Source organism: Chitinophaga rupis, from assembly GCF_900109685.1.
Classification (GTDB): Bacteria; Bacteroidota; Bacteroidia; order Chitinophagales; family Chitinophagaceae; genus Chitinophaga; species Chitinophaga rupis.
Map to the genome: position 1 here is coordinate 629,908 of NZ_FOBB01000001.1, position 25,730 is coordinate 655,637.

The window sequence follows — 25,730 nt, forward strand, 5'->3', positions numbered from 1 at the left end:
TTCACAACAAAACAAAATTGGACTCCACAACAAAGCTCTCCCCCAACTTAATACTGAACTTTGCAGCAATAATTAAATGTGTAAGATCATGAATAATCAAACAGTATTAGTAACAGGAGGAACCGGATTTGTGGGCATTCACACTATTTTACAGTTATTGCAACAGGGATACACCGTTAAAACCACCCTTCGTTCCTTATCCAAAAAGGAAAGCATTGTTAATGCGCTGAAAGACGGCGGGCTAACGGATCTGCAGCGCCTGCATTTTATTGAAGCCGATCTGTTAGCAGACGCAGGTTGGGACGAAGCTGTACAGGATTGTGATTATGTATTGCATGTAGCTTCCCCTTTTCCGCTGGTTCAACCACAGGACGAGAACGAACTTATTATTCCTGCCCGTGACGGTTCTCTGAGAGTTTTGAAAGCCGCCAGAAATGCAGGGGTAAAGCGGGTGGTGTTAACTTCTTCGTTTGCGGCAATCGGTTATAGTAATCGCGTTAAACGACATATTTTTACAGAAGAAGACTGGACGGATGAAAATGCACCGCTTCAACCTTACATCAAATCCAAAACCATAGCAGAGAAAGCAGCCTGGGATTTTATTAAGAACGAGGGTGGTGCTCTGGAGCTGGCCATTATTAATCCCGTTGGAATTTTTGGCCCCATCATAGGAGATATTTATCCGGCCTCTTTTGAGGGAGTAGTCAAAGCGATCATTAACGGCACTGTTACGGAAAGCCCTGCATTTACCTTTGGTGTGGCGGATGTGCGGGATGTGGCAGACATCCACATCAAAGCAATGTTACATCCTGAAGCGAAAGGGCAACGCTTTTTGGCAACAGCAGAAGGTGCGGTTAGCTTTTATGATGTGGCTCAGCTGATCAAAAAAGAACGTCCTGAAAAAGCTGCTAAAATTAATGACATGAAGCCTACTGCAAAAGAATTTTACATTGAAATGTCGAACAGGAAAGCAAGAGAAATTTTAGACTGGCATCCAAAAAGTAAGGAGGAGGCAATTTTGGCAAGTGTGGACAGTCGCGTAAATGAGTAAATTAGTAACTTAATTAGCATGCATAAAATTGAAGCTTAATCATATACATTCCTGTCATTTAGGCCCGGAGATCTCGCCTGAGCAGTTCATACCTGAACATTTCTTTATGTGTCTGCTGAAAGGTTCCATGAAAGCTTATGATGGCAACAAAAGATATACGATGGGTCCGGGCGATTACTTTATCGCCCGGAAAAACCACCTGATCCGCTACACAAAGTTTAAGGAAAAAGACCAGTTTGAAAAGATCATCATTACACTGGATGAACCGTTTTTAAAAAAGTTCCTGGAACGGCATCCTTACAATGTAAAGGTCCCGGATTATGGAGATTCATTTGTGTTTGTAAAAGAGAATAAATGGATCAGGAGCTACATCAAATCACTGGAACCTTACTATGCAGGCGACCTGGAGCTTGACGAAACCTTTTCTGATATTAAACGTGAAGAGCTGCTATTGATCCTGCTAAAGTCTGAACCGGATCTATCCAATATCCTGTTCAACTTCGGTATTCCCGGCAAGATCGATTTAGAAGATTATATGAACAGGAATTTCCGTTTCAATGTCAGTCTGGAACGTTTTGCATTTCTCACGGGAAGAAGCCTGTCATCTTTCAAGCGTGATTTTCAAAAGACCTTTGGCACAACACCCGGGAACTGGCTTAAAAAGAAACGGCTTGACGAAGCTTATTTTCAGATCAGCAAACAAAATCAAAAACCAAGCGATGTATACCTTGAAGTAGGCTTTGAAGACCTTTCACATTTTTCTTTTGTATTTAAAAAAGAATTTGGAAAAACGCCGTCGGAAGTAGCGGCAGAGATATAATAGATTGACCTCATTCCGCTTCACTCAAAAAAATCGTTTTTCTCGCCAATGGCCGTTCTGAGACACTTCATGATCTCCTCATGAAAATCAGTACCTGCAGCATGAAGGGGATCAATAGCCTTTACCAATAATGTGCGCAGGGCAAAAAGCTGCTCTCTGTTATATTTCTTTGAAGCTTTTACCAATTCCAGCTTCATCAGCTCCTCCTGCTGATCCTGTTTAGGATTGAAAATTTCATTTATATGACTACATTGATGGCAAACGCCATTCTGGTTGATCAAGGCGCACCTGTGCTCGAAAATATCTGTCATTGTATTCCTGGCATCATTCAGCAGGTGTTTGATCACGCCTTCCGTCTTTTCGAGGATAAGACAAATTTCCTTTACCTGAAAATCATAGATGTTCTTTAAGATCAGTGCCACCTGGTTTTCTATGGGTAATGTTTTTGAAATACATGTGAAACAGTAATCGATATGTTCTTTCATTTCGTAAGCCCCGGCAGGCGACGTATCGTGAACCATCCAAAAAACCTGCCTGATCTCCTCTGAACTTATGGCCAGGTCTGCTGCCCGGTCCTGGGCATCAGGGCGCCATCTTTTTAATTTCCGTAAATGATCGTAGGCAAGGTTGGTCCCTATCTTAAACACCCAGGTTTTCAGAGAAGAATCCTGCCTGAAGGTTGATATCTTAGTAAATGCCTTGATAAAGGTATCATGCGTTAGGTCATCAACCTCATCCCGGTCTGTAAGCAAACGATACAGATAGGATTTCAATTGGTTTTGAAATTCTGCAAATAGTGTTTGGAATGCATTGATATCGCCGGATATCGCCGATTTGAGGAGCTCTTCTCTTTCCATTCAATTCATTAATAAATAAAATGCGGTTGCAGTCTTCCGCCGGAGGGCCGCAACCGCTAATGTATTATAAAATGTTTAGCTTACCGCAATCCACATCAACAATGTGACTGTTGAAAGCTACACCCGTTTCAGAAGCAAGGAAGGCGGCCGTTTCACCTACTTGCTTCAATGTCGGGCCTGTCTTTAATATGTCGAATGCCTTGTATTGTGCAACCAGCTGTTCCGCAGGTATTCCGTATTGTTGCGCAGCAGCATCGATCCATCCTGAGATCCTCTTCGTCTCCATTAAAGCGCCGGCACAAATACAGATCACCTTTATTCCATCTCTTCCCCATTCAGCAGCCATCACCCGCGTTAATCCTTCGATGGCCGCACTGGCAGCCGTGATGCCTGCCAGATTGGAAAGCTTAGACCTGGATAATGCAGCTGTGAGCAATAGGATAGTTCCTTCGGATTGGGTTTGTATCATATACTTTGCCGCTGCCCTTGAAGTAAGGAATTGCGACCCGCAGATCTTTTCCATCGGGGTCATAAATTGTTCGAAAGTCGCCACCGTTGTAGGCGGGCGTCCACCCATCTCGTCATAGCCAAGCCCAATGCCATTGAATACAACATCTAGCTTACCATTCTCCGCGACAACCTTTTTTAAAAAGTTGTCAATGTCCGTTTCATTCAACGCATCTACTTTGGCGGCTTCCGCACGTCCGCCATTGGCCTTGATCTCCCGGGCTAATACATTTACGGCATCGGAGTTACGGGCGGTAACGTACACCTTTGCCCCATGTTCGGAAAATGACCGCGCAACTGCTCCTGCAATATCGCCGGATGCGGCAAATACAACGGCTACTTTGTCTTTTAGATTTTGCATTTTGTTTGGTTTTATCTTTTGACGATTCAGCCACGCAAAACAGTCGGGATTTTTTCAAAAAATAAATACTACCCCATAACGAATTGATTGTAAATAAGTTTCCGGCATTTTTTAGAAGTATGCGTTTGTGTATTACCGCTAAACGGCAAGTAAGTGCAGGTTGGTTCTGAAATTGAGCAAAAAGAAGTTAGTCACACTGTATAAAGTGCTGTTCTGAAAATGAGTTCAGATCCATGATCTCATTCTAAACAAAAAGCGCTGAAAGATCAGCGCTTTTATCTGGTTAAAAACTCAAATACCATACCCGATATTATTTTTATCCCACCTCAATAGGTTGGGCAGGCCGATAAGCCTGTATAATTAATTATAATCTGCCGCCTTCATTTTCTTTTTGAAGTCAGGATTCAGCAGGTACAACATTTTAAGCGTTGTGGTGTCGGCATTTTTGCTCTTCCTGTATTGTTGGGTAAGTGGCACCGCCTGGTCCCATTGTTTGTCATCCACATAGGTATTGATTAATTCCAGCGTGCCGGATCCAAAACCGGGCATATTTTGATGCAGCCTTTTCAGATAAACCAGCTTGTTGACATTATCATCACTTTCTTTGCAGATCAATGCACGGTAATAATCTAAAAAAGGATCCTTGTTAATAAGTGAATCCAGGCGGTTAATGCATTTCAGGGCAGCTGGAAAGTCTTTCTTCAGGAAATAAGCGTCAACCATGAGCAGGTACATATTAGGTGCGTCCGGGTACTCTTGTTGAAACTTGTTTAATGCAGCGAGATATTTATCATTTCCCAGGCCACTGGCAATTTGAACATATATCATTTTAATGAGCTTCTGTTCTTTCAGCACAGCAGGAAGTGTTTCAAAAACCTGGCTGGCCCTTTCATAATCATTTGCATTGATGTATTTTTTGATCAGCTGTACTTTTTTCACATCTCTTTTGCCGACTTCCTTTACTGCTTCTTCTTGTTCAGTCATGGACTGGAGTGATTCAGCTAAAGTACTGCTTAGATTTTCTCCTGTGATGTAAACGAATATGTCTGCTATTTTAACCTGGTTCCCCTTTTTGATAATCTCTAAGTCGTGGTAGTTAAGTTGCTCATTGTACAGCCGGAAGACCAGGTGCTGGTGATTGTCTTTTTCATACTGCTTTACCAGCTCATAAGTTCCTTTATTGCCAAGGGCTCTTACTATTTGAAGGCCAAATTCTCCCGATCTCATACTTTTCATTACACCTTCCACCGTTGCTGGCGCAAGTTTATTACCGGCGTGGCTCATGATCCTTTTTTTAAAGGCGTCCAGATCCAGCAGCTCATTGAACCGGCTGGCATTACGATGGGCAAAGGCATTTGCCAGTGAGGTGGCTACGGCTGCTGCCTCCTCCTTCGTTACCGGCTTTTCCGGCTCAGAACAGGCTATAGCAAAAAAAAGAAATGACAGGAAAATATACTTTGTAGCGGTATTACAGTTCATGGGCTAGTGGATAAATATGTTGCAAAAGTAACAGGAAAACAGAAAACAAAAAAAGCCCTGATAACTTCCGTTATCAGAGCTTTAAGCTTATGATATACAGTGACTGCAATCGTTTCCTGGTTGCTGTTAAAAATCAATTGTTTGATCAGGATTCCAGATATCATTAATGCTAACAACGCTGAAACCACCATTAACGTTATTCACCGGCGGTATCGCTGGGTACAGGACACCAGTTAATATTGTCTTCGTGTTTCTTTCAAGTTTGATATCGTTAATTCTCTTTGTTAAGATAGCATTTGTTGTTTTGTCAGGATAACTGATAACTACAGACATTGGATCACTTGTATTTATAACAAGTGAATTAAATACATGCTGATCTCTTTGCGGAATATTCATCGGCATAGGAATTCCAGTATAACCCGTGCCACTAAATGGATCAAAGTAAGTATGTTCACCATTCAGGCTTACTTTAATATTTGAATTGGCAGGAGCATCTGTTATGTTTACTTCCAAAAGAGCCATAATACGTTCCAAAGACAAATCGAAGTTATTGGTGCTATCAGGGCTTACATTAATTTTTATTTTTTTGTAAAAGATGTCCGGAAATGCTGATATTATTTCGAAAGTCACGGGGTTCATATTAAGGTTGATCCCATTGGATGTTGTATTGAGAGAATCGCTGGATGCAAACATCGCTATTGTATTCTCTCCTGTTGGTAAGGAGTCCGCAATGTACCCAAAATCAGCATCTGTAGATCGTTGATGTATTAAATTGATGATCTTTCCATCTTTATCATATGAAAAGAAATAAATATCGGAAATCTTAGTGCTGAGTACAGAGTCCTTGGCAGACATGTTACCTTTTCTGCCTAAAGGGCTGGGTAACTGCTCAACCTTCTTTACAAAATCAGTAATACTAACATTAATAGGGACTTTCTTTCCTGATGGAGCGGGCTTGTCCTGGGTTACTTTTTCCTTCGAGCATGCAAAAAGCAATACGCTCAGTGATAACGCTGCAAATAAGCTTTTTTTCATAGATAAATAGATAAGGGATGTTCAAATTTTAAATTGAAATGTTTATGGATTATTGAAGTTAATAAAGGGTTTACATGAGACAATGACTGTTAAAATTCAAATATTTTTCCGGTAACAAACATTAATTGTTTTGCGACACAAATGTAATTGTAAATTTTTGAATGTTCACCTGTGTGCATAAAAAAGGGACAGACTTGCGTCCATCCCATTAAAGCTTGCGGAGAAGAAGGGATTCGAACCCTTGAAACCCTTTCGAGTTTACACACTTTCCAGGCGTGCCAGTTCAACCACTCCTGCACTTCTCCGGTTGAAAATCCTTATTCAGGGACGCAAAAATAAGGTTTTTACCCACAATTCCAAAAAAAAGCCCGCCATGCTTTAAACATGGCGGGCGGTTATAGGCCTTATTATGGGTTTTGTATCAAATTCGGGTTCTTATTCATCTCCTCCTGCGGTATAAAGAACAGCTTCCGGTTATCCCCGTTGGGCCGGTGCTGGAACCACTTTTTAGTAGTGAAAATACCAAAACGGATCAGGTCCTGCCGGCGGTGGCCTTCCGCCGCAAACTCCCAGCCCAGCTCATCCAGGAAACGGCCGTAGGCAACATCTGCCCCACCCTGCAGCTCCGTGATCTGCCCGTTGTTCCAGTAACCATACTGGTAGCTGCTGCCTTTTTGCAGGTCAGCTACAGTAACCGTGGCTTTGGCAGGCGTGGTACTGGCAAATGCACGCTGGCGCACCTGCGTTACCAACGCAGCGGCTTCCGCAGTCTGACCGGCACGTAACAGGCATTCCGCCTTCATCATCAGCACATCTGCATAGCGGAATACCGGGAAGTCGTTGCTTAAAGAGCCTTTAGCGCCCACCTTGATCTCGTACTTACCGATCCGGTAGCCTTCATTGGACTTACTTTTTTCTATGCTCTCCACAAATTTTACATAGTTGATCACTTCCACACCAGCCGGCGTTTTCTGCGGGCCCTGCAGCCAGGTATCTTTTAACCGGGTGTCAGCGGCATCATAGGTGTCAATGAACTGCGGCACCGCACAGTTACCGCCCCAGGGCTGCGCTTCCATGCGGAATACCTGCTGGCTCAGGGGATCCAGTGTTTTCATATGGATAATAAAGCCCGGCGCATTCACATCGTCATAAGGAATGGTAAAGATCAGCTCCCGGGAGGTTTCATTATTGGTCTTGAAATTATCGCGGTACTGCGGCTCCAGCATATAGCCCACCGTGCCGGCAGCCTGTATGATATCATTGCACTGCTGCAAACATTGGGGGAACGCTGCTGTACCGGTATACACCTGTGCATTCAGATATATTTTAGCTAACAGGGTTTTAGCCGCCCATTTATTAAACCGGCCGTACATGCCGGTACCGGCCGATTCACGAAGCTGCGCCATATTATCATTCAGCTCCTTCACCATAAAATCATATACCTCCTGCCGCTTGCTTTGTTTAGGAACAGAAAGATCCTTGTAGTCAGTGATCAGCGGTACATTGCCAAAGTTGTCGCACAAAATGTAGTAATAGTAAGTGCGCAGTGCCTTCAGCTCTGCAAGCAGGCCGGGCTTTGCCGCCCCTACCGGCAGCTCGCCGGATTCAATTAATGAGATGGCACGGTTGGCATTTACAACGCCAAGGTATACACGCCCCCACAATGCGCTGGGCTGTTCCTGTAAAGAGGTCCAGGTGTGACGGTGCATACGCTGATAGGTGCCGCCATCATACCAGCCGTTGGGCCGTGCCGGTGTAATAATTTCATCGGCGCTTTCCTCCTGCAGGTCAAATAGGCCCATCCAGTCGGCCATTACAGGCCGCAAAGGGCTGTAGGCCTGCGCAATGATGGCAGATGTATCTGATTCCTTATAAGTAATATTTTCTTCCACGATCTCCGAAAAAGTTTCCGGATCCAGTTTGGTGCATGCGCTGCCCGTGAATAGTATCACAGCTATCATCATCAAACCTGTATATATACAATGCCTGTTTTTCATAACTATTGTTTTAAAAAGTAAGGTTTACGCCTGCGGTAAAAGTGCGGGTGGTAGGGTACTTATCCCGCTCATCATCACCTGGCGCCAGACCCGTACGGTTCACTTCCGGGTCAATACCTTTATAACCGGTAATGGTAGCCAGGTTCAGGGCTGCTACATAAATGCGCGCATTCCGTATATACTTTAAACCTTTGGTGTTGAAGTTGTACCCCAGGGTAACGTTATCTATCTTCCAGTAATCGCCATTCTCAACGTAATAGCTTACCAATGCCAGGTCATCATTCAGCCGGGTTTTACCATACACATTATCAAACCCAGTTTTAAGCATGTTATACTGTACTACCTTCGGGTTCTCATAAAACAGCCGCTGAAAGTTCAATACCTGGAAACCGAAAGCACCGCGCATGGTAACATTCAGGTCAAAATTCTTGTACTGCACCGTGTTGTTCCATCCCAGGAAATGTTTGGGCAGCCCATTACCCAGGATCTTTTTGTCATCCGGGCTTTTATCTGCACTGGCTACCGGTTTGCCGTCTTTTCCTTCAATGATCCAGCGGCCGTTATCATCAATGCCAATGGATCTATAACCATAAAAATTACCAATAGGCTTACCTACCTGCACACGATGGGTGGCTTCCTGTATGGGCTCCCCGGTATAGCCTGCATCAAAGTAATCGTTGGTAGCGGCAAAGCTGCTGCTCGAAAGGGACACCAGCACATTTTTGTTGGTGGAGTAATTAAAGCCGGATGTCCACTGGAAATTTTTACTGCGTACCGGTACAAAGTTCAGCAGCACCTCCAGCCCGGTATTCCTGATCTGCGCCGCGTTAGCCACAATCTGCGGCATAGGGTAGGGTGGCACCGGTACCTGGTAATCAAACAGGGCATCTTTTGTTAAACGGCGGTAGGCATCTATATTACCATAAATGCGGCTGTCCATCAATGAAAAGTCCAGTCCTATATTATACTCCTCTTTCTTTTCCCAGCGCAGGTCTGCATTGGGATTGCGCACGGCATCCAGCCCCTGCACCCATACGCCGTTTACCAGGAAACGGCTACCATAATTAAAGCTGCGCAGGGAAGCGTACAGATCATCCGGGATAGTGCCGGTAACGCCAAAGCCTGCACGAAGTTTCAGATCATCCAGCCAGGTAAGGCCGCTCATAAAAGACTCTTTACTTACACGCCATCCCAGGGACACAGCGGGGAATGTACCCCAGCGGTTATTGCTGCCGAATTTGGTGGATCCTTCATGGCGCACACTGGCCAGCAACAGGTACTTATCATCCCAGTTATAGCTTAACCTTCCAAAGAAACCGATAAGCTTCCATTTATCTTTAAAGCTGCCCATCACAGCATCGCCACGTTTTAAGGCATTGCCGGTTTCCATAGCGTTATAGGAATATTGATCCGTTGGAAAATCCCAGTTCTGCATGTAAAAATTCTCCCGCGTATTATCCTGGTAGCTGTAACCGCCTAATAAGCTCAAACGGTGCTTTTGAAAGCTGCGCGCATATTCCGTGGTAAATTCCAGCAGCTTATCACGCTGTTCAGAGCTGCCACGGGAAGCATACCCATTGCGGTTATTCTTTACGGTAGATACATGTTTCTTAGTTTCTGCATATCCTCTTGTTTCCGACCATTGATTGCCGGACAGCAGCAGCTTAAACTTCAGGTCCTTAATGGGTTCCAGCGTAAGGCTGCCGTTCAGGCGCGTTTCCCTTTCGTCATTTTGCCCGTATGATTCCATGAGGTAAGCCACCGGGTTATCATAGAAATAAATATTACGTTCCAGCCAGTCGCCTTTTGAATTGCGTACGCTGTCTGTTGGATTACGGATCAGCGCCTGCCGGTATACATAGTTATTAAAGCTATTGCCATCGCTGAAACCACCTTCGCCAACATCCACACCAGACCAGTAGGTGCGGCTGCGTGTTATCACATTCAGATTGGCCTTCAGCTTGCCATCCAGCATAGTATGGTTCACATCCGCACGGCCGGTTACCTGTTTATTGTCGGAGTTAAGGAAAAGCCCCTGCCAGTTGCGGTAGTTCAATGATGCAGTAACATTGGTAGTGGCGCTGCCACCCTGGAAGCTAAGGTTATGCGTATGGCTCACCGGGGTACGCGTAATTTCCTTTAGCCAGTCGGTAGAGGTGCCATAATCTGTAAAGTCGATACCTTCCTTGATCAGCCGGCGGTAATCATCCCCGGTTAAAAATTCCGGACGGCGGGCAATGGTTTGTACACTTACATAACCATCGTACTGCAGGGTGGGCCGCATATCGCCATGCAGCTTTTTAGTGGTGATCAGGATTACGCCATTGGTACCGCGCGTGCCGTAAATGGCCGCTGCAGATCCGTCTTTCAGCACATCAATGGATTCAATGTCTTCCGGCGCTACTGTATTCAAAGTGCCAGGAATACCATCTATCAATACCAGGGGCGAGGTGCCTGCTTTTAAGGTAGTGATACCGCGCAGCTGGATCTGTGTATTAGCCGTGGGGTTGCCGCTGGGGGTGGATATGGTTAACCCGGCTACTTTACCCTGTATCAGCTGCGCCGCATCGCGTACCGCGCCTTTTACAAAGTTCTCTGATTTTACGCTGGCAATGGCGCTGGTTACATCGCCTTTACGCTGCGTACCATAACCTACTACCACTACTTCATTCAAACCTACTTCGGTTGATTCAAGCTGTATATCTACGGTGGAACGCCCGTTCAGCGGCATCTCCACGGTTTTCATACCCGTAAACTTAAAGATCAGTGTTTTGCCGCCGGCAGGTACGGTAAGTGTATAATGACCGTCCACATCCGTAATACTGCCGGTATTGGTGCCGGCTACCGACACGCTGACGCCTGGCAGCGGATTGCCTTCCTTTGCATCTGTGACCTTACCGGATACCGGTCCCTGAGCCAGCAGGTACCCCGATGCAAATAACCACGGTATTAATAACAGCGTGGCCTTAACGTGAAATAAGCGCATGTCCATATGTTTTAATGGTAAAAAAGCTACATGAATTACAGTGCCGGCTAACTATGCCCCGGCCAATGCTGGTCTCCTTCCTTTGGTTGATTGTTCAGTACTATCTGTGAGACTAAAATTACACAGTAAAATAAGTGTCTATGTCACACTAATTAACCGATTGTTTGCGAAAATTAACTGCCTGCAAACTTGATAAGATATTCCGGGGGCTAAAAAACGGGAACGCCGGTACAGGTAACCTGCACCGGCGTTCTTAATTTATATATCTATTATCTTATAATTCCGGGTTTTGCGCGTAGCTGCTCCACAGCTCATCCAGGCTTTTATCGGTTAAGGTTTGCCAGATCTGCGGAGTGTATTTCTGGTTGCGCATGCTGTCATCCAGCACTTTTACAATACCGGGTTTTACTTTCTTTTCCAGCCATGCCAGGAAGCGGGCAGTAGTGCGGTAGCTTTGCGTATAGTTTTGTGCAGATGAGTAAGAAGGCAGCTGCCAGTTAGCGCCTGCATTATCTATCCCAAACGCATAGCGTACATAATCTGCAATACCCTCTGTTAACCAGCCGGGGTCAGAATTTGGATAGTTCTGTACAATGTGCATTACTTCGTGTGTAACCACATCTATATCTTCCGGGTGTTTACGGAACCATTCGGGGCTAAAGTTTACCTCACCGCTGCTGGCATTAGTGGCCGCCACCCCATCGTATTCCGGGTTTATTATAAAGGTTACTTTCCGCAAGGTTTTTTTATTGAACGTGTCGGCCAGCTTGGGATACACTTTAAAGAACACATCTTCCAGCTTTTGCTTTACCTCCGGGTTAAAGGTGGAGTCTTTGTTTATCACCAGCAATGTATATCGGCCGTGCTGGATCTTATCGCGGTTATTGTATTTACTGATGTTCTGTGCTTGCACAGTCAGCATAGGCAAGAGCAGGGCGGGTAACCCCATTAACCATTTACTCATAGTTTTTAGTTTAATCTGCTTGTTTATTGGTTGGCGCACCAAGATAGCTGCTTTCTTCCAGCCACGCAACAAGCAGATCAAACCTCCCACCGGCAAATGATATAATACAAATTACTGTGCGCTGGCCAGCAATGTTATATCCAGGTCAAAATCATCATAGATCGCTTTATCACCCAGGTTTTCAAAAAAACTTTTTGAGCGGAACTTAATATCGTATCTGGTACGGTCTATTTTCACTAATGCTTTAGCGCTAAGCTTACTGCCATTAATGGTAACCGTTGCAGGAAAGCTTATATCATGGGTAATGCCTTTAATGGTAAGCTTACCTGTTACCTTATGCTGGTTGCCGCTTACCGGTGTTACACTGTTAATAGTAAAATTAGCAGCAGGAAATTTTTCCACCGCAAAAAAATCATCGCTTTTCAAATGCCCGGTAAGCCTGGCATTGCTGTCTGCATCTTTCAGATCAGTAACGGTAATTGAGCGGGTATCCAGCTCAAAGCTGCCGCGCTGCAGCTGGTTATTATCCAGCTCCAGGGTACCATCGCTGATACGGATATTGCCGGTGTGCTGCCCGCTTACTTTCCTGGCGGTCCAGGTCAGGGTGCTGTTAGTTTTATCTACCAGGAAAATGGTAGGCTTAACAGCGGTGCTGCTGTTAAATAAACGGTTGCTGTGCTGCACGGTACCGGTAGTAAAAGGGCTAAGCTTATTCACCTGTGTTACGGTTGATTGTACAGTATATGCGATGAGTATAACGATCACGCCTATAGAGGCAAAGGAAGCTGCGTATTGCATAAAAAAAGGATTGACTGTCCCTGTTACAAATACCTGCAAGGCCACCGTGGCAGCCTCGCAGGCCTAACAACAGAGAACAAAAGTTAAACGTTGGTTCTGGATCTTTACTTAGTATTTTAGTAAGATGGTATAAAAGAAAAAGGTTGCATTCAGCAACAACAGGGCATGCAGCCGGAAGACGAGGTTAGTAAAGGTTTTGAAGGCATGTTAGTTAATTTATAGGTGCTGGTTTTTATAAATCAACTAATTAATGGTGGTGATTAATTAGGGTGGTGATACAAATATAAAAGAGGCTTATTGAATTACCAAATAATATCCTACAAATTTTGTAGACTAATAAAATAACAGCATAAATATAAGAGCCGGATAGACATCAAGCTCCGTCAAGCTATCCATTAAGACACAACGTTTAGTAAAAAACGGATGATGTATGAGATCATCCGGTAAGTTTAAGGCGATGCCTGCGAATCCCCCCAAAAAGGAAGCCTGATGAATATCAGGCTCATTCCCTATTTGGTTTAACCATTAAAAGACACAAAATGATTCTTGCAAACATTCACATGACAATGACAATATGTTAACCCGTAGCAATGCGTACGGTAAAAGAATTTTATGCGGGGCCGGTTATGATGAGGACTGCTGTTTATTTCGTTTTATTTATTTGTGCTCTGAAAGCAGCCATAAAAAAAATGTCCCCCCTTCCAGATATGGCCGGGTAATGATCTTTTAAATGCAGTACCCCAATATTTTGAACTCAATAAACAGCTATTCCTGAACCGGAAGATGGGTTGGTATCTCCCTTCGTTTCTGGACCGAAATTAAACAGATTCTAATTTTTAATATGTTAATCATCGGTTAACGTAAAAAGATTTTAACCTGTATTTTATGCTTTCTGAAATGCGCTGTGGTAGTGGGTTCCAGGTCAATTATAATAAAGTGCGGCCGGGCTGCAGCAGCTCACTGCAGCCCCTGTGCAGTAGATGATAAATAGCTGTTTACTGATGCCCGTGTTTGCTTTTTTGCGCCCAGGTTTGAGGATGTTTGTGCAACATTTATCCACGGAATTTTAGCGCCTTTTGTATTCTTTGTTCTGCCATTTGAACCCGCCATCATTGTCTTACTATGTGACATCCATCTAAAGTATCGGCGATAAAAACAAAGCAGGAACAAAAACATTTCTGTAAAACGCTTCTTGTAGCATCACCCCTCCCAAAGCATTCGCCTTAACAAGAAAAACATTGTTTGAAAAAATGCCTCTTGTAGTATCATCCTCAACATCATCACTACTGAGAACGGAAATTGTAAGAGGACCTCACCGCTCTGCCTCCCGGGGTAACAATCAGTACCGCCGCGGTATCCAGGGGTTTTATAATATCACGGAAGTGTTATTCCCTATCAAAAAAAATAGTGCTGCTGCTTCAAAAAAAAGTTGAAAAAAATTTCAGCAGCAGGCTAAAATCGTTAACACTATTTAACACTCGTACGTTTGCAGGGAAAATTGCGTGTAAAAAAAAGGTCCCCGCAAAAAATTGCAGGGACTTACCATTTAACCTATATTCTGTACTGTAGCATCAAAACTTTAAAATATCTTCAGGGGAAAACGATGTAAAACTGCTCAGTATCAATTATTTATAATTTCCTCGGGAAAGTTGCTATCTATCAGACAGCCCATTTGACGAAAGGTTTAATCTGTAAAAAAATTTTTTTTAGTTTCTCTCTCAAATTGTCCCACCTAAAGATATAATAATTGGCAATATCATGTATACGGAATGTGATATAATAAGGTTGCCAGGGAAACATTAAATTGCATTTCATGAACCGCATAGACCGCCTTTCCGCTATACTCATCCAGCTCCAGGGTAAAAAGATTGTTAAAGCCGCCGAAATAGCGGAACGGTTTAACATTAGCCTGCGCACTGTGTACCGCGATGTAAAGGCCCTGCAGGAATCCGGCGTGCCCATAGGAGCAGAGGCCGGCACCGGTTATTATATTGTAGAAGGCTATCACCTGCCGCCCGTAATGTTTAACCGGGAAGAAGCGGCCGCCCTGCTTACCGGCGAAAAGCTGATGGAACATTTCAGCGACCGCTCCAACCGGCAGCAGTTCAGCAGCGCTATGCAAAAGATAAGGGCTGTGCTGCGCGGCAGCGAAAAAGATTTCCTGGAAGTGCTGGATGAAAATATTGCCGTAGTACGTAACCACACACCACAGCTGGATGAATTTCCCAACCGCTTTCTTACCGATATACAACAGGCCCTGGGCAAGCAGCAGGTGCTGCAGCTGGAATACCGCGCCGCGCATACCAGTGAGTTCACCAAAAGAGAGGTAGAGCCCATCGGCATTTATCATAACAACAATACCTGGTACCTGATTGCCTGGTGCCTGCTGCGCCACGACTACCGCAACTTCCGTACGGACCGTATTCGCAACCTGCACATCACCAACAGCAGCTACGATAAATCCAAACACATTTCCCTGCAGGAATTTTTGGAGCGCCATAACTCAGAACCTGCGCCCAGCCATACTTACAAGGTATGTTTCAGCCAGCGGGTAGCGCGTTACCTGGGCAGCCAGAAATATTACTACGGGCTGGTAGAAGAAAAAGCAGACGACCAGCATATAACGCTTACGTTCATGAATAGCTACCCGCTTGAATATTTTGCACGCTGGATCTTAATGTGGGGCAACGATGTAACCATCATTACCCCCGACGAGCTAACCGAACGTATGCAGGAGCTTACACGGCAGCTGGTCACGCATTATAATATCTAATCCGCATTTCAGCTCAAAATTCTTTTGCTGCTGCTGACATAACATTGTCACTCCCCCGGTGTTGCTTTACATACAGTATTAAAAACTGATGTTATGCAGCCACCTAAAAATTGTTACCTGTTTGTTTTTGATGGTTATTCCGACTGGGAACCTGCGCTTGCCCTGTATGGCTTAAACACTTTTACCAGTGTGGAGGTGATCACCTTTTCTGAAGATGGGAAACCGGTTACTTCCGGTGGAGGCATTGTGTTAAACCCGGCTAAAAGCCTGGCAGATGTGGATGCTGCAGCTGTTGACTTTTTACTGTTGCCTGGCGGCCATTCAATGGAAAATGGTGAGCACCGGGAGCTCATTCCCCTGATAACGCAGCTGCTGCAGGCGCAAAAAACCCTGGCCGCTATTTGTGGCGCCACTGTTTTCCTGGCCCGCCATGGTTTCCTGGATCATGTACAGCATACCAGCAATGATCTGCAATTATTAAAAACACGGGTACCGGGTTATAAGGCAGCAAAACATTATGTGCAGGCGCCGGTCATCACCGACCGGCATATTATTACGGCTGCCGGCACCGCTATGGTAGAATTTACACAGGCCATTTACCAGGAGCTGGGCTTAGCGCAGCACGAGAACCTGTGCTTCTGGTTACAGTTCTTTCTGAAAAGCGGCGCCCCGCAAATTGAGCACATAGCCCCTTTCCGCTTCTTTTACCGCAGCTACTACACCAACCTGGCCGGTATGATGGGTTTAGTGCGCATGGCTCCCAAAGAGCTGGTACGTGCCGCAATAGCGAACGACCTAGAGCTGGCCGGTCCGCAGCACTGGCATTACTATGGTTTTAACGGCGACCCCGAAAGTTATTTTACCCTGGAAATAGGCGTGCCGGTAACTACCCTGAAAGAAGTGCCCGCCCCTTATGCCTGCAAAACCGTACCGGCTTTCCAGTGTGTAAGCATGCAGCACAACGGCGATTGGGATAACCTGCATGAGACTTACGAAAAACTGATTAACGGTATGCTGTCAGCCGGCCTGCCCATGAGCGGCCATAACAGGGAACAATACATTCACTGCGACTTTGAACACCCTGCGGCTAACATTACGCGGGTGCAGGTAGGTATTAAAACTGATCCCGCATGAAAATGCACATCTGGCTGCCCTGGCTACTGGTAATAGCTCTTTGGATGAATAACAATAAACTAAAACACCGTGTAATGAATACTAACAAAATCCTTTGCATCGACAACTTTTTCCTGCCGGCTAATAACCTGCAGGAAAGCCGCCGGTTTTACGCCAACACCCTGGGCCTGGGCGTACACTTTGATTTTTCAGAAAAGGGATTGCTGGCCTTCCGGGTAGGGAATGATGAAGCAGCCATTATCTTAAAAGACAGCACCAAATTCCCGGATGCCAGGCCTGCCATCTTATTACAGGTATCAGACGTACAGGAGCTATATGCTACATTATCAGGAAAAGGAGTGCCCTTTACCAAAAAGCCTTATCGTATTAATACCGGTTGGGCAGCAGAGTTACAGGACCCGGCCGGGAACGTGATCGGCATTACGGATTATGACGGGGAAAAATAAAAGTGCAGAAAATGGTCTGGTAACAAGGAATAATTAACGCGGGTATCATTCCCCGAGCCCTAAGAGGTCTATGGCTTGCTGGGCAGCTATCTGACTGGCATCTTTCTTATTAAAGGCTTTGCCGCTGCAGATCAGCTCTCCATCTACCACCGCGCCTACGGTGAAAATACGGCGGCCGTTGTCCATCTGCTCTTCCAGCAGCTCAAACTCCAGCACCTTACCGTTCTTATTGGCCCAGCCGTAAAGCTTGTTCTTGTGGTTCATTTCCACGCTTTCCAGCATTTCCAGGTCAATGTAGGGCAGGATAATGCGTTTGTACACGAACTGTTTGGTACGGTTATAACCTTTATCCAGGTATACCGCGCCTACCAGGGCTTCCAGGGTATTGCCAAAGATCTGGCTGATCTTAAGAAAGCTGTTGTATTTATCGTAAATGGTAAGCTTGCGCAGGCCCATTTTGATGGCTATTTCATTCAGCTGCTGGCGGTTCACGATCTTGGAACGCATTTCAGTTAAATAGCCTTCTGTTTTGTAGGGGTATTTGCGGAACAGGTAATCGCCAATAATGGCGCCCAAAATGGCATCACCCAGGTATTCCAGCCTTTCATTGCTTTCCAGGAACTTTTCTTTGCTGGAGCGGTGGCTGAGGGCCACTTCGTACAATGAGAAGTTACCTGGCGCAAAGCCAAGCAGGTTGTAAAGGTCTTTGTAAAGTTGCCTTTTCCTGGTTACGAAGCGATATAAAAATCCTGGCAGTAATTTCACACAATCAAGCAACAAATTTTTTGAAAATAACGGAGGCATTATGGCCGCCGAAGCCAAAGGTATTACTTAATGCAGCGTTGACAGCTCTTTTTTGTGCGACGTTAAAAGTAAAGTTCAAGCGGGCGTCCAGTATAGGATCGTCAGTAAAATGATTAATGGTAGGAGGTACAATGCCGTCAATAATAGACATGATGGCTGCTATGGATTCCACTGCGCCGGCTGCGCCCAGTAAATGCCCGGTCATGGATTTGGTGGCGCTAATGTTTAATTGATATGCGTGCTCTCCAAAAACCTGCTGAATGGCTTTTACCTCTGCCACATCGCCCAAAGGCGTAGAGGTGCCGTGCACATTAATATAATCAATATCCTGGTTGCTCATCCCGGCATCTTCCAATGCCAGCCGCATTACATTCATAGCCCCCAGTCCTTCCGGGTGCGGTGCTGTAATATGGTGGGCATCAGCCGTGGCGGCTCCTCCCGCTAACTCTACATAGATCTTGGCGCCCCTGGCCATCGCATGTTCATATGACTCCAGCACCAGTGCGCCTGCTCCTTCGCCCATTACAAAACCATCCCTGTCAAGGTCAAAAGGCCGCGAAGCAATTTTAGGATCATCATTTCTTTCAGACAAAGCCTTCATAGCATTAAACCCACCTACACAGGCTTCGTTGATCACGTCTTCAGAACCACCGGTGATCATTATATCAGCCTTCCCGTAACGGATCTGGTACATGGCTTCAATAATAGCGTTGGTAGAGGAGGCGCAGGCAGAAACCACTGAGAAGTTTGGTCCCCGGAACCCATGCCGGATAGAAATGTGGCCGGCAGCTATGTCAGTGATCAGGCGCGTAATCAGAAAAGGGCTGAAACGTGGCGTTCCATCCCCCAGGTAGAAATCTCTCATTTCATGACAGAAATTGATCATTCCCCCTACGCCGGTCCCCCAGATAACGCCTACCCTGTTTATATCCACGGTGTGGCGGCTGATGTTGGCATCCTGTACAGCATGGTCCGCAGTAATAACGGCCGTTTGGGTAAACGGATCCATTTTGCGCGCTTCCTTTTTGTCAAGATATTGGGTGGGATCAAAATTTTTCAGTTCGCAAGCAAAACGGGTTTTAAACTTGGAAGCATCAAATTGTCTGATAAAATCGGCGCCGGATACACCGTTCGTCAACCCCTGCCAGTAATCCTGAACGGAATTGCCGAGCGGTGTAAGCGCGCCTAAACCTGTAACGACTACGCGTTTTGGTTGCATTAAAACAATTCTGGTTAAGTAGGATTATTTTACATGTTCTTCCAGGTAAGCTACGGCCTGGCCAACAGTAGTAATAGTTTCAGCTTGTTCGTCAGGAATGGAGATGTTAAATTCTTTTTCGAATTCCATGATCAGTTCTACCGTATCCAAAGAGTCAGCACCTAAGTCGTTGGTAAAGCTGGCTTCAGGAGTTACCTCGGCTTCGTCAACGCCCAATTTGTCAATGATGATCTTTTTAACTCTTGATGCAATGTCTGACATAATTTTAAGTGTTTTTGGTTTAAAACTTGACTGCAAAAATATAATTTTTATTGAATTGGCAACTACGCATCTAAATTTTCACACATACGCAACGGTGAGAATGCCTGCAAACCCTGTGTGCGCCCAGCTTTCGCAGGATTATTATTATTAATATGCATTTTACTTCATAACCCATTTTGGCCGTTATTCCAGGAAAATGGCTGTTATAACCGCAAAAACACCATTCAACCGGTAATGTAACCTTTTATATACGTATTGGTTACTCTTAACTTTAATTAACACTCGCCCGGCGTAACCACCTATACCATTTATTAAATTTGCCAGGGCAACCTGTACTAAAGGAGCTATGTTATCTGAAACCGGGCGAACTCATTAATATATATAAGGCGAACTAAAACAACACATGACCAGCAGTAAAAAGATACTCAGGACCATACTGCTTGCTATTGTAGCAGCAATTGTCATTTTCTTCATTTATAAAAAGGTGGCTGATGGAGGTACAAAGGAACCAGCGGGCCCTGCAGCATCACGCGGTAACAGCGGAGCTGGCGGCGGGGGCAGCAAATCCCTGCTGGCAGATGCTTACGTGGTAAAAACCACCCAGCTGGACGAAACCATTGATGCCAGCGGTACCCTGCAGAGCAACGAGGAGGTGGAAGTAAAACCCGAGATCTCCGGCCGTATAGTAGGCCTTTATTTTAAAGAAGGGGTGAACGTAACCAAGGGTGCCCTGCTGGTAAAGATCTACGACGAAGACCTGAAAGCTCAGCTGCAAAAGCTGCAGCTGCAGCAACAGCTGGCTAAAACCACCCTGGAACGCCAGGAGAACCTGTTAAAGATAAACGGCATCAGCCAGCAGGATGTGGATGTAACCCGCAACCAGGTTAGCGCCTATGGGGCCGATATGGACTATACCCGTACCCAGCTGCAGAAAACAGAGCTGCGCGCGCCCTTCAACGGCCGCCTGGGCCTGCGTAATGTGAGCCTGGGCGCCATTGTATCACCCACTACGGTGATCACTACCCTGCAACAGATAGACCCGCTGAAGATCGACTTCTCCATCCCTGAAAAATACCGTACCGCTATTAAATTAGGGGATGCTGTAACTTTTAAGGTGGCCGGCGACAATGATACCTACAAAGGCAGCATTTACGCCATGGACCCTAAGATCGATCTGGCTACCCGCACCATCCGCATACGGGCCATTATGCCCAATGGCGGCCAGCTGCTGCCAGGCTCCTTTGCCCGGGTAACCGTACCCTTAAAGAATATGCCGGAGGCCATTATGATCCCCACACAAGCTATCATACCCGGCACCCGCGATAAGAAGGTGATTATAGCCGATAGCGGCAAAGCCAAATTTGTAGTGGTGGAAACCGGCATTCGGGACGAGAACAATATACAGGTAACCAGTGGTCTGAACTTAGGCGATACCGTTATTACCAGCGGCCTTATGCAGCTGCGCGCCGGCATGACGATCAGGTTTAATACAGTTAATTAGTCCACTGTCCATAGTCCATGGTCAACTGCATACTACGTTTTAAAAGTAATACGGGCAATGGGGCTATGGACGGCATAAATAATAAATCATGAATTGCGAATGATGCTGAAAGCAGAACATGATCAGCTTTTTGCTTTCTGCTTTCAGCCTAATCCGTAATTAAAACGAAGTGTTATGAGTCTTCCTTCCATATCCCTCAAACGCCCGGTACTGGCGATTGTGATGAACATCATCATTGTGATCTTTGGCGTAGTAGGGTTTTCATTTCTGGGGGTAAGGGACTTTCCGGCTATAGACCCGCCCATTGTGAATGTGCGTACTTCTTATTCCGGCGCCAACTCAGATATTATAGAAACACAGATCACGGAACCGCTGGAGAAATCCATTAACGGGATAGCTGGTATCAAAAATATTTCCAGCAGCAGCAGCCAGGGCACCAGTAATATTACAGTGGAGTTTGAGCTGAACATTGACCTGGAAGCCGCTACCAATGATGTGCGCGACAAAGTATCCCAGGCCCTGCGCAGCCTGCCGCCCGACCTGGATGCACCGCCCGTGGTGTCTAAGGAAGATGCCAACTCGGACTACATCATCTCCATGACGGTGCAAAGCAATACCCGCAACCAGCTGGAAGTTACCGAATATGCCAATAACGTACTGCTGGAGCGCCTGCAAACCATACCGGGCGTAAGCTCCATACGCATACTCGGGGAAAAGAAATATGCCATGCGCATCTGGATGGACCCCGCACGCCTCTCCGCTTATAACCTGGCGCCTTCCGATGTGCAGGACGCCCTGCTGCGGGAGAATGTGGAGCTGCCTTCCGGTAAAATAGCCGGTAATGCCACAGAGCTTACCGTGCGTACCTTTGGCCGCCTGGATACGGAAGAAGAATTTGATGACCTGATCATTAAGAATGTAGATGGTAAAGTGATACACCTGCGGGACATAGGCCAGGCCATACTGGGCCCGGAAAATGAGGAAACCATGCTGAAAGAATCCGGCGTTCCGCAGATTGCGCTGGCATTGATACCACAACCCGGCTCCAACTATGTAGCTATTGCCAACGAGTTTTACCGCCGCTATGATCAGCTGAAGAAAGATATTCCGCCTGACTTTATTACCAATCTGGCCATCGATAACACCCGCTTTATTAAAAAATCTATTGACGAAGTACAGGAAACGCTGATCGTAGCCCTGGTGCTGGTGATCCTGATCGTGTACCTGTTCTTCCGCGACTGGCTAATGGCCCTCCGTCCGCTGATAGATATACCGGTATCGCTGATAGGCGCCTTCTTTATCATGTACGCATGCGGTTTCACCATTAATATACTAACCCTGCTGGCTATTGTACTGGCCACGGGTCTGGTGGTGGATGATGGTATTGTGGTAACGGAGAACATCTATAAAAAAATAGAGGCGGGCATGCCGCGTATGCGCGCGGCCCGTGAAGGTTCTGAGGAGATCTTCTTTGCAGTAATAGCCACCTCCATTACCCTGGCCTTTGTATTCCTGCCTATCATATTCCTGCAGGGATTTGTGGGGCAGCTGTTCCGCGAGTTCGGGATCGTAGTAGCCGGCGCGGTGCTGATCTCCGCCTTTGTATCCCTTACCCTTACCCCGGTGCTGAACGTAAAGCTGGGCCGTAAAAAACATACCCACTCCTGGTTCTATACCAAAACAGAACCTTTCTTTGAATGGATGGAAAGTGGCTATAAAGGATCCCTGCAAAAATTCATGCGGGTACGCTGGGTAGCCACTATTATTGTGCTGGCCTGCCTGGGATTGATCTATGCCCTGTTCAAAACCCAGAAATCAGAGCTGGCGCCGCTGGAAGACCGCAGCCAGATACGCCTTTCTGTAACTGCACCCGAAGGCACCGCATATGACTACATGGATAACTATGTGGATCAGCTAACCCGCTTTCTGCTGGATTCCATACCGGAAAAAAGGGTCCTATACACGGTTACCGCACCGGGTTTTGGCGGCGCCGGCTCCGTAAACAGCGCTTTTGGCAACATTGTGCTTACAGAGCCGCATGAACGCAAGCGTTCACAAAAAGATATTGTGAACATGATCAACCGTAACATGTACCGCTTTCCGGAAGGCCGCGTATTTGCCATTGAGCAGCAAACCATACAGGTAGGCCGCCGTGGTGGCCTGCCCGTAGCCTTTGTGCTGCAGCACATCAACTTTGATACGCTGGCCGCCGTGCTGCCCCGTTTCCTGGAAGAAGCCAACAGCGACCCTACCTTCCAGGCTATTGATGTGGACCTGAAGTTTAACAAACCGGAGCTGCGCATTCATATTAACCGGGAAAAAGCCAGTGAGCTGGGCGTATCCGTAGAAGACATTTCGCAAACCTTACAGCTGGCGCTCAGTAACCTGCGCTACGGCTATTTTATACGTAATGGTAAACAATACCAGGTAATGGGCCAGGTGTTCCGCGCCAACCGCGATGACCCGGCCGACCTGCAGAACATTTATGTGCGCAACAACCGCAACGAAGCTATTCAGCTGGATAACCTGGTAACCATCAGGGAAGAAACCAGCCCGCCCGTTATTTACCACTTTAACCGGTATAAGTCCGCCACTGTATCCGCCAGCCTGGCGCCGGGTAAAACTATTGGAGATGGTATTAACGCCATGTACAACATTTTTAACCGGCTGAAGAAAGAAGGCGTGATCCATGAATCCTTTAACACCGCGCTCTCCGGCTCCTCCCGCGACTTTGCGGAAAGCGGCTCCAATACTATGTTTGCGCTGATACTGGCCCTGGTGCTTATTTACCTGGTGCTGGCCGCACAGTTTGAAAGCTGGGTAGATCCGCTCATTATTATGATCACGGTGCCGCTGGCCTTTGCCGGTGCGCTGTTGTCGTTGTGGCTGTTTGATCAAACCTGGAACATCTTTTCACAGATCGGCGTTATCATGTTAATTGGGCTGGTAACCAAGAACGGGATCCTGATCGTGGAATTTGCCAACCACAAACGCGATGGCGGTATGATCAAAAAACGCGCGGTAATTGAAGCAGCCACCATGCGTTTACGCCCCATTCTCATGACCAGCCTGGCCATGGCCCTGGGTGCGCTGCCCATTGCCATGTCATTGGGCGCAGCGGCCACCAGCCGTATTCCGCTGGGGATTGTAATTGTGGGAGGCATTATCTTTTCACTGATACTTACCTTATTTGTAATACCGGCTATGTACAGCTTTCTTTCAAGGAGAAAGCCTGCTAAAGAAATTCAGGAAGAGGCGGAGATGGAAGAAGGGCAGGAAGCTTCCATCAGTAAAGATGCAGCAGCTGCACATGCATAAAACCGATTTACGATTTCAGATTTACGATTTTAGAATTGGAACGCAAGTATCTCAAAAATCTAAAATCGTAAATCGTATATCTAAAATTAAAATGAGATCAACTATCATATTTTGTACACTGCTGTTAGGGTTCATGCAAGGGTATGCCCAGCAGGTGCTTACACTGGACCAGGCCATAGACCTGGCCCTGAAGAACAACTACGATATCAGGCTGGCGCAGAATGATGCAGCGATCTATGCAAACGATTATGCCTATGCAAACATGGCTTTTGTACCCCGTGTTAATGCAACCGCGGGCAGAACCTGGAGCCATACCCGCACCAAGCAGGAATTTGCCAATGGCAATAAGCGGGATACCAGCGGTATTAAAAGTAACAACTACACCGGCAACGTAAATCTTAACTGGACTTTGTTTGACGGGCTGCGCATGTTCACCTCCCGCGAGCGCCTGGAAAGCCTCCGCGACCTGGGCGGCCTGGCCCTGCGCGATCAAATGATCAATACCATTGCCGATATTATTAATGGCTATTACGATATAGTGCAGCAAAAACAGCAGCTGCGCAATCTCTCAGAGCAGATGTCTATTTCTGAAGAAAGAGTAAAGCTGTCGGATGCAAAGTTCCAGACCGGGCTGGGGCCTAAAACAGACCTGCTGCAATCCCGCGTGGACTACAACGCGCAAAAAGCGGCATACCTGCGCCAGCAAACCGTTATCTCACAGCGCAAGGCAGCCCTGAACCAGCTAATGGTGGTAGCTGTGGCTAACACCACCTATGAGGTGGAAGATTCTATTCCCATTAACCTGGAGCTGGTCTATGGTAACCTGCAGCAGGAGATTATGCGTAATAACGCGGCGCTGAAAGTAGCGCAGCAAAACCTGTTCATTTCACAGATTGATCTGAAAACCGCTAAGGGCGCCTATTTTCCGGTAGTGTCCTTTAACTCTGCATACAACTTCAGCCGGGTAAATTCCAATGCAGCCACCAACTCCTTCAGCCCTATCTTTAACCAGAACGGTGTGTTCAACTACGGCTTTACCGCTACCATTCCTATTTTCAACGGACTGGATGTAAAAAGACAGGTAAAAAATGCTAAGCTGAATGTGGAGTACCAGAAGCTATGGCTGGAGAATGCGCAAACACGCGTCAGTCTCAGCATCGATTCTACTTTTAAGAACTACGAGTATTACAAACAATCTGTAACCCTGGAAGAAGAGAATATTGGCCTGGCCCGCGAAAATGCTATGGTAGCCTTAGAGCGTTTCCGGCAGGGTGTTTCCACTACCCTGGAAGTAAAGCTGGCCCAGCAAAGCCTGCAGGATGCTTTTAACCGGTTGATCTTAGCGCGGTATAATACCAAGCTGGCAGAAACTGAATTGTTACGGTTAAAAGGAGAGCTGCTGAAGCAATGATAAGAAGG

Annotated in this window: 19 protein-coding genes and 1 tRNA gene; 8 read left to right on the plus strand and 12 right to left on the minus strand. The window is 46.2% G+C overall.

Features of this window, described 5'->3' with window-relative positions; genetic code table 11:
• Positions 1-88: 88 nt before the first annotated feature.
• Positions 89-1,051, plus strand: a complete 963-nt coding sequence (locus BMZ54_RS02430) for an SDR family oxidoreductase (protein ID WP_089906552.1) — start codon at positions 89-91, stop codon at positions 1,049-1,051.
• A 106-nt stretch (positions 1,052-1,157) separates the two neighbouring features.
• Entirely contained in the window at positions 1,158-1,871 is a 714-nt protein-coding gene (locus tag BMZ54_RS02435) for a helix-turn-helix domain-containing protein (protein ID WP_238386465.1), read from the plus strand.
• Positions 1,872-1,891: 20 nt separating this feature from the next.
• Here BMZ54_RS02435 and BMZ54_RS02440 read toward each other — a convergent pair whose 3' ends face one another.
• The 9 genes from BMZ54_RS02440 to BMZ54_RS02480 all read right to left on the minus strand — a co-directional run bounded on the left by BMZ54_RS02440 (position 1,892) and on the right by BMZ54_RS02480 (position 12,855).
• Positions 1,892-2,728 carry an RNA polymerase sigma factor gene (locus tag BMZ54_RS02440; RefSeq protein ID WP_089906554.1) on the minus strand — a complete coding sequence of 279 codons (837 nt, stop codon included), beginning with the start codon at positions 2,726-2,728 and terminating at the stop codon, positions 1,892-1,894.
• Between the two features lie 64 nt (positions 2,729-2,792).
• A complete protein-coding gene (locus tag BMZ54_RS02445) occupies positions 2,793-3,596 on the minus strand; it encodes an SDR family NAD(P)-dependent oxidoreductase (protein ID WP_089906555.1) in 804 nt (267 codons plus the stop codon).
• Positions 3,597-3,956: 360 nt separating this feature from the next.
• Entirely contained in the window at positions 3,957-5,075 is a 1,119-nt protein-coding gene (locus BMZ54_RS02450) for a tetratricopeptide repeat protein (RefSeq protein WP_089906556.1), read from the minus strand.
• 126 nt (positions 5,076-5,201) lie between these two features.
• Positions 5,202-6,110, minus strand: coding sequence for a hypothetical protein (locus BMZ54_RS02455; protein ID WP_089906557.1), 909 nt, complete (start codon positions 6,108-6,110; stop codon positions 5,202-5,204).
• A gap of 218 nt (positions 6,111-6,328) precedes the next feature.
• Positions 6,329-6,415 (minus strand) — tRNA-Ser (locus BMZ54_RS02460).
• A 102-nt stretch (positions 6,416-6,517) separates the two neighbouring features.
• The gene (locus BMZ54_RS02465) at positions 6,518-8,107 is read right to left on the minus strand and encodes a RagB/SusD family nutrient uptake outer membrane protein (protein WP_089906558.1); all 1,590 of its coding nucleotides are present in this window, start codon (positions 8,105-8,107) and stop codon (positions 6,518-6,520) included.
• Between the two features lie 10 nt (positions 8,108-8,117).
• Entirely contained in the window at positions 8,118-11,093 is a 2,976-nt protein-coding gene (locus BMZ54_RS02470; protein ID WP_089906559.1) for a SusC/RagA family TonB-linked outer membrane protein, read from the minus strand.
• Positions 11,094-11,367: 274 nt separating this feature from the next.
• The gene (locus tag BMZ54_RS02475) at positions 11,368-12,057 is read right to left on the minus strand and encodes a basic secretory protein-like protein (RefSeq protein WP_089906560.1); all 690 of its coding nucleotides are present in this window, start codon (positions 12,055-12,057) and stop codon (positions 11,368-11,370) included.
• Between the two features lie 111 nt (positions 12,058-12,168).
• Entirely contained in the window at positions 12,169-12,855 is a 687-nt protein-coding gene (locus BMZ54_RS02480) for a YceI family protein (RefSeq protein ID WP_089906561.1), read from the minus strand.
• A 1,813-nt stretch (positions 12,856-14,668) separates the two neighbouring features.
• Here BMZ54_RS02480 and BMZ54_RS02485 point away from each other — a divergent pair.
• The 3 genes from BMZ54_RS02485 (at position 14,669) to BMZ54_RS02495 (ending at position 17,208) form a co-directional block, all read left to right on the plus strand.
• Positions 14,669-15,628 carry a helix-turn-helix transcriptional regulator gene (locus tag BMZ54_RS02485; protein ID WP_089906562.1) on the plus strand — a complete coding sequence of 320 codons (960 nt, stop codon included), beginning with the start codon at positions 14,669-14,671 and terminating at the stop codon, positions 15,626-15,628.
• Between the two features lie 93 nt (positions 15,629-15,721).
• The gene (locus BMZ54_RS02490; RefSeq protein ID WP_089906563.1) at positions 15,722-16,762 is read left to right on the plus strand and encodes a DJ-1/PfpI family protein; all 1,041 of its coding nucleotides are present in this window, start codon (positions 15,722-15,724) and stop codon (positions 16,760-16,762) included.
• A 74-nt stretch (positions 16,763-16,836) separates the two neighbouring features.
• Positions 16,837-17,208 carry a VOC family protein gene (locus BMZ54_RS02495; RefSeq protein WP_089908251.1) on the plus strand — a complete coding sequence of 124 codons (372 nt, stop codon included), beginning with the start codon at positions 16,837-16,839 and terminating at the stop codon, positions 17,206-17,208.
• Between the two features lie 45 nt (positions 17,209-17,253).
• Here BMZ54_RS02495 and rnc read toward each other — a convergent pair whose 3' ends face one another.
• The 3 genes from rnc to BMZ54_RS02510 are packed head-to-tail and all read right to left on the minus strand — an operon-like array spanning position 17,254 to position 19,492.
• Positions 17,254-17,973 (minus strand): ribonuclease III, encoded by a 720-nt coding sequence (gene rnc, locus BMZ54_RS02500; protein WP_238386466.1) that lies wholly within the window; start codon positions 17,971-17,973, stop codon positions 17,254-17,256.
• Positions 17,974-17,977: 4 nt separating this feature from the next.
• Positions 17,978-19,231, minus strand: a complete 1,254-nt coding sequence (fabF, locus tag BMZ54_RS02505; RefSeq protein WP_089906565.1) for a beta-ketoacyl-ACP synthase II — start codon at positions 19,229-19,231, stop codon at positions 17,978-17,980.
• Between the two features lie 24 nt (positions 19,232-19,255).
• Positions 19,256-19,492 (minus strand): acyl carrier protein, encoded by a 237-nt coding sequence (locus BMZ54_RS02510; RefSeq protein ID WP_012788038.1) that lies wholly within the window; start codon positions 19,490-19,492, stop codon positions 19,256-19,258.
• Between the two features lie 403 nt (positions 19,493-19,895).
• Between BMZ54_RS02510 and BMZ54_RS02515 the strand changes: the two genes are divergently transcribed.
• The 3 genes from BMZ54_RS02515 (at position 19,896) to BMZ54_RS02525 (ending at position 25,722) form a co-directional block, all read left to right on the plus strand.
• The gene (locus BMZ54_RS02515; RefSeq protein WP_089906566.1) at positions 19,896-20,993 is read left to right on the plus strand and encodes an efflux RND transporter periplasmic adaptor subunit; all 1,098 of its coding nucleotides are present in this window, start codon (positions 19,896-19,898) and stop codon (positions 20,991-20,993) included.
• Between the two features lie 174 nt (positions 20,994-21,167).
• Positions 21,168-24,311, plus strand: coding sequence for an efflux RND transporter permease subunit (locus BMZ54_RS02520; RefSeq protein ID WP_089906567.1), 3,144 nt, complete (start codon positions 21,168-21,170; stop codon positions 24,309-24,311).
• A gap of 91 nt (positions 24,312-24,402) precedes the next feature.
• The gene (locus BMZ54_RS02525) at positions 24,403-25,722 is read left to right on the plus strand and encodes a TolC family protein (protein ID WP_162277452.1); all 1,320 of its coding nucleotides are present in this window, start codon (positions 24,403-24,405) and stop codon (positions 25,720-25,722) included.
• The last annotated feature ends 8 nt before the right edge of the window (positions 25,723-25,730 follow it).